This window comes from Flammeovirga aprica JL-4, assembly GCF_012844305.1.
Classification (GTDB): Bacteria; Bacteroidota; Bacteroidia; order Cytophagales; family Flammeovirgaceae; genus Flammeovirga; species Flammeovirga aprica.
This window is the reverse complement of the sequence record NZ_JABANE010000029.1, coordinates 74,300-84,560: the sequence shown is the minus strand read 5'-3', so window position 1 is coordinate 84,560 and position 10,261 is coordinate 74,300. Positions and strand designations below refer to the sequence as shown.

Sequence of the window (10,261 nt, the reverse complement as noted above, 5' to 3'; positions counted from 1 at the left end):
TTGACAAGCTTTTTATCTCCTTTGGCTCTACCTTGACTGCCAGCGTCATACCCACCTACAGCAAACTCATCTACTTCAACATACCCCTTCAAAGGATGCTGTAAACTACTTTGCATAGCATATTGCACTTTACGTCTGAAATTTAAACAGCTTTGATAACTCAAGGACAGTTTCTCACTTAAAGTTAAAGTGGACATGCCTTTCTTATCACAACTAACTTTAAATATGAATTCAAAAGCAGTTAGAATTGAAAATTTCAGCTTATGAAATAGGGTATGAGCCGTAACAGACTCATCATACTTACACTTTTGACAACGTCTGGAATGCAACTTTTTACCTTTCATATATTTTGTATGTTCACATTTCCTACATTTGTAATGATCACTCCACTTTAGTGTCGATAAATATTCAAGACAATCTTCTTCTTTTTGAAATGTTGAATAAAATGTTCTATCGTCAAAACCTTCAAAATTGATCATAATACATCTGGTTGTTTGGTTACTTTTACACTAATGTAAATCAGTTAACCGTAACAGAAGTACGTTTTATTATTGAGGGCGATCTAAGTTTATATACCTATTATTATATATACTATTCTGGCCATTTATTGGTGCTATGGCTGTTAAAAAAAGAACTATAATTAAGTAGTGTATTTTTTGGATCATAAGCGTTGAAATTGATATCTAAATTTGAATTAGTACACTGTAAACAAAGTTATCGTCAACTTTCAATCGATCTTTCTGCAAGCTTTTTATGTTCTACTTCCAAGCTACCTTCTTCTTCATTTTTGTCTTAACACAAAAACGAAGCAAAAAAGTCAAGGCTTTGAAGTCAAAAGCTAAATTCCATTCCTCTCGCCTAAATGATTTTAAACTCGCTAAAGCTCAAACAAGAAAATCATTTTTAACGGCTCAATACATGAAATTCTTAACGCTTTTACCTTCAAGGCCGGGGGAGCACTACCAAACGATTTGGGTAGAAAGTCCCCCTGGCGCGAATGTTAAGCGTAAGCGTCATTCGTGTCCTACAGATCATCAGAAATCTCCTGATTTCTAATTGCGATAATTTAGTTTACAGTGTACTTTGTACGTAGATACAGATAAATCTTATTTTTTAATGATCTTCTCATTCAACAGAACGGTATTATCATTTTTCACTCTAATGATATAAATCCCTTTTTGAAGCTTTCTCAAATCGATTATATTTTCTACTTTGTTTAAATTAGAAGTAGACACAAGGCTACTTGCACTATTGATGATCTCTAATTCTACGTTTTGATTATTGCTCTTATTGATCACCTTCATAAAATCGATTACTGGATTAGGATAAATCTCAATTGCCTTTGGATTGCTATCAATTGAAGTTACATTATCTTGAGAGACTACAACTTTTTGAGTTTCATACACTGTTTTATATTGATCTGTTTCAATATTTGATACTGTCACTTCTGCTTCACCTATACCTCTGACACGTAGTTTACCATAAATATATTCGACCACAGCATCATTTGAACTTGAATAAGTTAATTCAAGATCTTCGATATTAATTGTTGCACCTGGGTCAAAATCTTTGGAATCAAGCGTTTTTGTTTCAATCTCTGGGAAAGTAATGATTGGAGTTAACTTTGAAATGACCAAAGTTCGTGTTATACTTTCAGCAGGTAAAAAACGAGCATCACCAGCTTGAGACGCGATAATATCGACAGTTCCTGCACCTACAATTTTCATTTTTCCACCAATAAAATAAAGGATCTCTCTATCAGAAGTATTGTAGTTGACCTTTAAGAAAGAGGAAGCTGTAGCTCCTGGATCAAAATCTTCATCTGTGATTAACTTTGGTTCTTCAAACTCAGGAAAAGTAATCGTTTGTGCTTGTTTATTAGGTACTGGAACACCATAAAGTCCAAATTCTGAAAGTAATACTTTAGGTTGCCCTAATCCTTCTATGGAGGCTGACAGATTTTTGGAACTACCCACATTAAAATACTCTATACGTACCGAATGATATCCTGGAGCCAAACATATTACACCTGATCTTTCCTGTGAAGGATGTAAACCGTCATTATCTACTACTTCTACATCATCTACAGACAGGCGTGAACCATCATCAGAGGCCGTATAAAAAGTATATTCTCCTCCTTTTGCAATGTTGATGTAGCCGTTAAACACTAGGCCGAAACTAGTTTGGATGCCCTCAATATTCAAATCTACTGATGAGTGTATACCTATGCTTTTTGCTGAATAAGTTTTAAATTCTGGAATTTCACTCCAAGTCCCTTCATAATAGGTATAATTGATTTGCCCTTTTAAAAGGTCCTCAGGAGGAGCAATACCAGAATTTTCACACGGAACCGTAGCAAATAAAGAAGATAAAGCTCCTTTTTTAATACCCGGACCTTCATACATCACAGAAAGTTCTGCGTCGTCTGATTGATTGAAGTACTGTATTTTAAAACTATGATAATCTTTATCCAGACAGACTGTTGCTTGTTGCTCATTACTAGATTGGCTTCCATCATATTCAATTACTTTCTCTCCATCTATCCATAAGTTCAAGGCCTCATCAGATGTAGTATAAAAAGTGTAACTTCCTTTGAGGTCCATATTAATATAACCATCAAATTGTAGGGCGTAACCACTACTTTTTTGTGCAATATCAAGGTGAATATTATCCGTAAAACCTTCCTCTTTAGCTTCTAGATTATCAAGGTTAGGCAGTTCCTCCCAGTCCCCTTCAAAGTATTGATAATAGACGCCTTCCTGAAAATTATCTGAAGCTTTAATTCCAGACCAAGCCTCCTCACAATCAGATGGAGTTCCCTCTTCCAAAGAAATGTTTTTCAAAGCAAATGAATTAGAAACACCACTAATATTTACCTTCATGATTTGTACACCTTCTTTTAGGATAATATCACTCACCACAACCAACTCTTTCCAATCTGTCATCCCTTGTGAATCTTCTCCTCCAAATGGAACCGTAATTTCCTCCGTCTTATCTTCTCCATCAAATGAAAACTTTAGTTTGCCATCCGCACTTTCTGAAGCATATCTAACTTTAATGGTATAAAGTCCAGCTTCGGGAACAGCAATTGTATAGTTCAGCCATTCTCCATTTTCTAAACCTGTGAGATTATACCCGCCTTCGCTACATTCCTCTATGTCCACTGATTGATCCAAACGATATTCTCCTCCTTCATTGGTATCAGAAAGGTCGAAATAGGTTTTGCCATTTCCGTCTAATACAAAGTGATCAAAATTTACAGCTTCAATTGTGGCGGGCAATGTGTGCATACCAAAAGTTGGGACTTGATTGGTGAAGCTTTGAACAGGATCGCCTTCTGCTCCTTTTATTCTATGATAAAAAAGATGTCCGAATGAAGGGTGATCTGTGTAAGTACCTGCATTTTCATAGCCACCTCTTGCCTCAAGCGCTAAACTATCGGCTCTATTTACCCATTTATATTTTTCTTGGTCGAGATGTAACCTGTCTTTGTAGTGTCCTAATATCAATTGTGGTAATGGAATTTGATCATGTTTCCCTCTTGTCAGGTACTCTTCATCATGAATTAAATGAGCTGTCCAAGGATTAATTTTCAAAGATTTCCATCTTCCCGAACGATCTGTTCTTTCAATAAATTCTCCTGATGCTACAGTAGGTTCCCAAGGTTCTTCTTGATCTGGAAAAGAATAGTTATAACTAATATTATATCGATAAGCGAATTCTAATCCCAACAATAATCGATTATCTGAAAACCCATAAATATCATCATCTTGATTCCAGGCCATTTCACACATCGTCGCAATAATAGAAATTCCACCAAAAGCGTGAGCTTGATCTCTGGCTGATTCTTGAGATTGTCCATTTTCCCAAATATAGTTTTCTATCGACCCGTTGTAAATATAGTCTTCGATAGTGTCTTCATAACCCACAATTTTGTACTCTTCATAATATTCATTGCCTGTATCTACTAATTGTGTAATCGGAGGGCCTGATGGATAAGGAAGATCATTTTCATCATGGGGTAATCCTTGCAGATGACGTAAAGCTCTATTGTAAATGGTTTCATTATCCATAAAGATGCCCATTGCCATTACAGATCTAAATGCAAATAGACCTTGATTTCCATGACGTGCCCTATCTCCGTTATAAATTGTCCAGTAAAAACTTTTTTCACCATCGGGTACTTGCGTTCCTGACCACCCCGGATAAACAAGCATTTCTTTAAAACTTTGTATAGATGCTTCTTCCCAATCGCCGTAGGTATGTTTGATGATCTCTGCCGCTTCCAACATCCTCCATAATGCTTTTCCTGAAGTAAGAGGAATGGTTTTCACATATCGGATTGTCGACCATGCTTCAAATATTTCTATCGCTTTTTCGGCATGTCTTATATCTTCTGTCACATACCACATCAACGCATTATAATAAGCCGCCTGACCGTCTTTTTGGATAGGACCTAAACTGCTTTCATCAAAATAATGAGCTTCGTTTCCATTTTGAGTTGGTCCTTGTACGTTATAATTAAAGCTTGCGTCTGTTTTCTGTGTCAAATCAGCATAAGAAGATTTCCAAGGTTCGATACCTGCCAGCACCTGACTTTTCATCCGTTCTAAATCTGATTTTTTATGTGATAAGCCCGGGTGTATAAAATCTTTTCCATACAGATTGAATACCCCTAAAACTAAAAAGGTTGTAATTAGTAATAATTTCATTGATGTAAAAAATAGTTGTCAGTAAATAGAGGAAATCTCACATTCATTTGAACGTGATTTTCTCACAAGAAAAAATAAGTAATGTCGGTCACCTATTTCTTAATTGTCATTTGCTATCAGAGTTTAAAAAGGAAGTGACAGCGTCTTCCTTGTTGGGTATAAGTATGTTGTAAACTAAGAATTATTTTACTTATTCATTGAGCTTCTACTAATGGCGCGAATGTTAAGCGATAGCGTCATTCGTGCCTTACAGATCAATAGAAATCTCCTGATTTCTAAAGGTTATCAATAGTATTAACTTGAAATTAAATTGAACTTTTCGATTAGAAGTCAGAGACTTCTTGTGATCTATGAAACACAAGAGACGCTGACGCTTAACTCTTGCGCTATAGGTGTGGACGTTGAATTGCAACGCCCACACTAACCACTATTAGTTTACAATGTACTTACGGTAAAAACTTACCTTTTTATAAATTTTGAAGTCATCAAAACTTTATCATTACCTACAACCTTTAGGATGTACATACCTGAGTTCAGCTTACTAATATTGATTTGACTTTCCCCTTGTTTGATGTTTTGAGAATGCACTGCAAGACCATTCGAATTAACGATCTCTATTGCTACATTTTTGAATTCTTTTGTTTTGATCACCAACCAATCAGAGGCAGGGTTAGGGTAAAAACTGATTTCACCTAAAAGATCATCAATGCTTGTGACGTTATCAGAGATTACCACTAATTTTCGGCTCAAATTAGTTGCAGGTTTATACTTATTATTACCTTCTTGAGATGCAGTAATATACGCTTCTCCTGCTCCGTTGATTTGAACCATATCGCCATCAACAATTGTTGCTACGCTTTCATCTGAACTTGTGTAAGTGATCGGTAAACCTGAATCCGTTGTTGCACTTAATTGGATGTTTTCATCTCCAACTTTATAATCTTGGAGGAACACAGGGAAAGTGATTTTTTGGTCTAATAATACAATTTCTGTCAGGTCACTGAACTGCAACCAATTGATATTGACTAGATCTTCTCCTTCTCCATTAAATACCAAATAAATATGGTGTATTCCTTCTTTTCCATTCCCTTCTAGGAGTGTTTTCACGGTTTCCCAATTGGATAAACCTCCCGTATTCGGCACTTCCACTGTCATTAATTTTTCACCATCATAAGCATCCACATACACATCAATGGTTACATTATCAGATGCAGAAGCAATACGTGTATCAAGGCTAACGGCATTTGATAAATCCACATTTTGGAATAGAAGCCAGTTGCCTTGAGCGATTGATGATACTTCTTGTTCTCCACCGTCTTCATCAGTTGTTGCCGTAGTAGAAGTTCCGTTTGCTCTTGTATAAGATTCTGCTTCAATTCTTTCTAACGGACCATAAGGCTGTGCAATAATCTGCTCTGACAACTGAAACCAGTTACTGTTACATACATTGGAACTGTTGACGGTTTTATAGACAAAATAAAGATCATAAACGCCATCTTCTACTTCAATATTTCCTGAAACTGTTTCCCAATTATGCCAGCTTCCTGTGTTGTGCAAATCAATTTGTCCGATCAGATTTCCGTCAGAATCATCTGTTCTGATTTCAATAAATGCGTCATCTGATAAAGAACCAAAACGGGTATTGATACTATTGATTCCTGTAAGGTCAACAGCACTGAACATGATCCAATCTCCTGAAACAATATTACGTAAATCTTGCTCTCCGCCCTCTGCATCTGAAGTGATAGAAGAGATCAATGCTTTCTCTAACCCACTGTCATCATAATCCTGTGTTTGTAAATACCCTAAACTGTTTTCAGTTCCTTTAAACTTGATCCAATTGACAGCTACTTCTTGTTCTTCTTTGAAAACGAAATAGATGCTATTTTCTTCAAATACAGCATCAACGGGAGCACTGACAGTTGTCCAATCTGATAATGAACCTGTTGATGGAACATCGATAAATGAAATAATTTTACCATCAGGACTATTCAAACGTACTTCTATTGTACAAGCTGTATTAGGATTAGCAACTCTCATTTCCACTTGCTCTACCCCTGTGATATCAAGACGGTCAAACTTAAGGTAATCACCATTTGTACTACCAATTACCACGTCTTCACCTCCGTCAACATCTGTTGTTCCAACTACTTCAGCACCACTTTCTTCATCAAAATATTCTGCTTCAAATCTCTCAAAAGGATTGATGACAGGCTTTACAAATTGATCTGAAAACTGAAGCCAGTTGACATTTACTACATAACTGCTTGAAACAGTTTGATAAACTAGGTAAACATCATAAATACCCGTTACGTCTTCGATATGAGCACTGACTGTTTCATACACTTGCCATCCGTTGGTATTGGTTGCAAATGCTTTTCCGACTAATCTTCCTTCAGGTGAACCAAGGCGAATTTCTACAAAAGCATCATTAAAAATAGTGGCTAATCGAAGGTCAATACTTTTTACTTCTGTTAGATCAAGTCCGGCATACATCGACCATGAACCCGGTGTAATCGAACCTAAATTCTGACCACCGTCTACATCTCCATTATTACCTACTTTTACGCCAGATTGATCATCAAAATCTTCAGCCTCTATTTTTTGGAAAGGATCTGTGGTCTCAACAATATTTATTTTCGTGAATTCATAATAGTTATCCTCACTTGTTGATACACCTTCAATCAAAATTTCTATGGTTTGACCGCTGATATCTTTTAGAACAACCGTATTATTTTCTAAAGCTCCTGTCTCTTCTAGTAGTTGAACTTTCTCTCCTTCATCCAATTTATAATAGATGTTCAACTGATCTGAAGCTGTCATTGCACCCATCGCTTCAAACACAGCGTATACGTTTACACTATTCACACAAGAGATATCCATTAAACCTGAAGACCACATTTTGTCTTCGTTTTTGATTGTGAAACCGTCATGCGTGAAAGGCAAAGTACATGGGTTGACAAAGCTTTCTCCTTTCAATTCTATCCAGTTGAGTTTCCAATCTTCTGAATTAGAAGTAACCTTTACAGTGTGCATACCTTCTGTAAGGTAGAATGGCGTAGCTGTAGTTACCGTTTGCCATGATGCAGATGATGAAAAAGTAATATTTTCTAGTGACTCTCCATCTAAACTTACTGTAAAGTCTCCATCATTGGACGCACTCAATACTCTATAATCAAATTTATAAGTAGCGGAAACGGGAACATTGATTTCATATTCCATCCAGTCTGAAGTATGAATAGCAGTAACGTTGCTCTCTCCTTGATCATCTGATGTTACTTCTGTTTCCACACCATTTGAATTCGTGAAATTTTGAGCTTGAATGACATAAGAATCTTCAACATTGATAGTGAAAACCACTTTATCTTCTACTCCACAATCATTCGTGAAGGTCACTTCATATTCTCCAGCATTTTCCGCTTGAATTGCAGAAATTTGAATTTCTCTTGTGTCTGCTGAGAAACCATTGGGGCCCGTCCAAGACCAGCTACCTCCAACCGTTGGTTCAGGTAATAGTTTTACGGTATTGCCTGGGAAAACATCAATTTCATTCGTTTCAGATAAACTTAATCTAGTTCCTAATACATTAAGCTCTTCAACATAAGGAACGATATCTACCTGTGCACATTCCAACAATAAATCCATTCCTTGGAAATTCCAATCTGAAGAATTGGAAGTGATACGAATGGTTTGTTCGCCTTTCTCTAAAAAGAAAGAAGATGCAGAACGAACTGTATTCCAAACTTCCGCTCCACCTGTGGCAGGGAAAGTAACTTGATCAATTGTTTCTGATAAATGAGTGACTGTAAATGCTCCATTTTCAGAGGCACTCGCGACTGAATAATCCATCAAATAAGTACCTGAATAAGGAACATCGATCGTATATTCCATCCAATCATCAGCAGTAATATCAGTTACATAAGATGCTGTTTTCGTAACGCCAGACATTTCAGCATAATCTATTGCCTCAATTTCTAATGCAGAAACTGCCGTATAAGTAAGGTTGTTATTGACACCCAAATCTGTTACCATTCCACCTGATTGTCCAGTGATATTTTCTGATTTATCAGATAAAAACACAGGGTAATTTGTGAGGTTATTCAATTCAAAATTGGAACCTTTAAAATCATTTTGGTGAGGTAAATTTCCATACAATAATCGAAGGTTATTTTTATCCCCACCTACTTTAATCTTCAAGTCCTCTGCAAGGTTAGCGTCTCCTCCTTTTAAAGTGATTTTATGATTGGAACCACCAATATAAGCGACACTTCCTGAGCCATTATAATAAGGATCTTCAGCAGGAATGATGGTAATTTCAGCATTGTATGAGTTATCATTTTCATACGTACTTGAGTAGACAGGGCCAAATGCACAATCTGCATAACAGTCCACTACATCACCTGAGCCCAATGAGAAACCATTCTCACAACCAATCGCCGTCACACCTTCAACATATTTTGTTCCTGTAGCATGAGCAATTGTCACCCCTGTTCTCATATGTTTTACAGTACAGTTTAAGACCGTAACATTTGAAGTTCCACGGTTATATTCTACACCATCAATGATCGTTTCTCCTGCATTATAAGCACGAATTCCAGCCTCACCAGTACTTAACATATATCCCGGAGGCAAACGGTAACCCCAATCGGTTAAAAAATCAATATTATCGGCCGGAGAACCCGTTCCTTCTTCCGCTAACATATCATCTGTAGAACGGACTTCTCCTTCTATATAACAATCTTCGATTTTGGCATTATTGGCCGCTTGCATAAATACACAGTGCCCGTAAGTTCTATGAATAAAAGTACAGCCTTTCACGTGGTTCGATTCTCCACGAATTAGACATGAACTGTGCTTATAATGCTTGATTGTATAACTTCCGCCCTTACCAAACGCATCACCATAACCGTAAGGGAAAGAGCCTTTTGCTGTTGTATGAAATCCTTCAATACGGTTACCTGATCCATCCATAACAATATTACAAGCACCATTTTTTGGGTAATCATCCACAGATCCAACATCCACTAATGTAAGGTTCTTTATCACGTTGTTGTTCCCTAATGTCTGTACTTCGTAAAAGTTGGAGTAGCTTCCTGGAAAAGCATTAAAAACCCCTGTTTCTACATTGACAGTAACATCAGTGAAATCATAAGTACTGTTATTTCCAGAAAAAAGAAATAAGACATAATTCAGTCTGCTATCGATCACTGAATAGTCTGAAAATTTGCCATCAACGATATCCTGTGCTGTTATATTATAAACTCCAGGTTCCAATTTTACATCCACATCATCTTGTGAGAGATAAGGATTTAATTCAGCCAAAGAACTGACTTGTACTTGCTGTGCGAACGTTAAAGTTGAAAAAAATAAAAATGTAATAGATTGTAATACTACTCGAAAAATTGAATTCCAATTTTTCTTTCTCTTCACGAGAGCTAAAAATGTATTCATTTCATTAAAAATTTAAGTAAAAAAATTTGTTGTAGAATGTAGGTCGCAATACGTATTATTTTCATTACGCTTATCCTATTATTCCTTATTTCAGACTA

3 protein-coding genes are annotated in these 10,261 nt (G+C 36.4%); all 3 read right to left on the bottom strand.

The window, feature by feature from the left end:
• A partial coding sequence (locus HHU12_RS12565; protein ID WP_169656597.1) for a transposase occupies positions 1–479 on the bottom strand: 479 nt, incomplete at its 3' end.
• Positions 480–1,106: 627 nt separating this feature from the next.
• Positions 1,107–4,712, bottom strand: a complete 3,606-nt coding sequence (locus tag HHU12_RS12560; RefSeq protein WP_169657089.1) for a PA14 domain-containing protein — start codon at positions 4,710–4,712, stop codon at positions 1,107–1,109.
• 459 nt (positions 4,713–5,171) lie between these two features.
• Entirely contained in the window at positions 5,172–10,163 is a 4,992-nt protein-coding gene (locus HHU12_RS12555; RefSeq protein WP_169657088.1) for a carbohydrate-binding protein, read from the bottom strand.
• Positions 10,164–10,261: the final 98 nt, after the last annotated feature.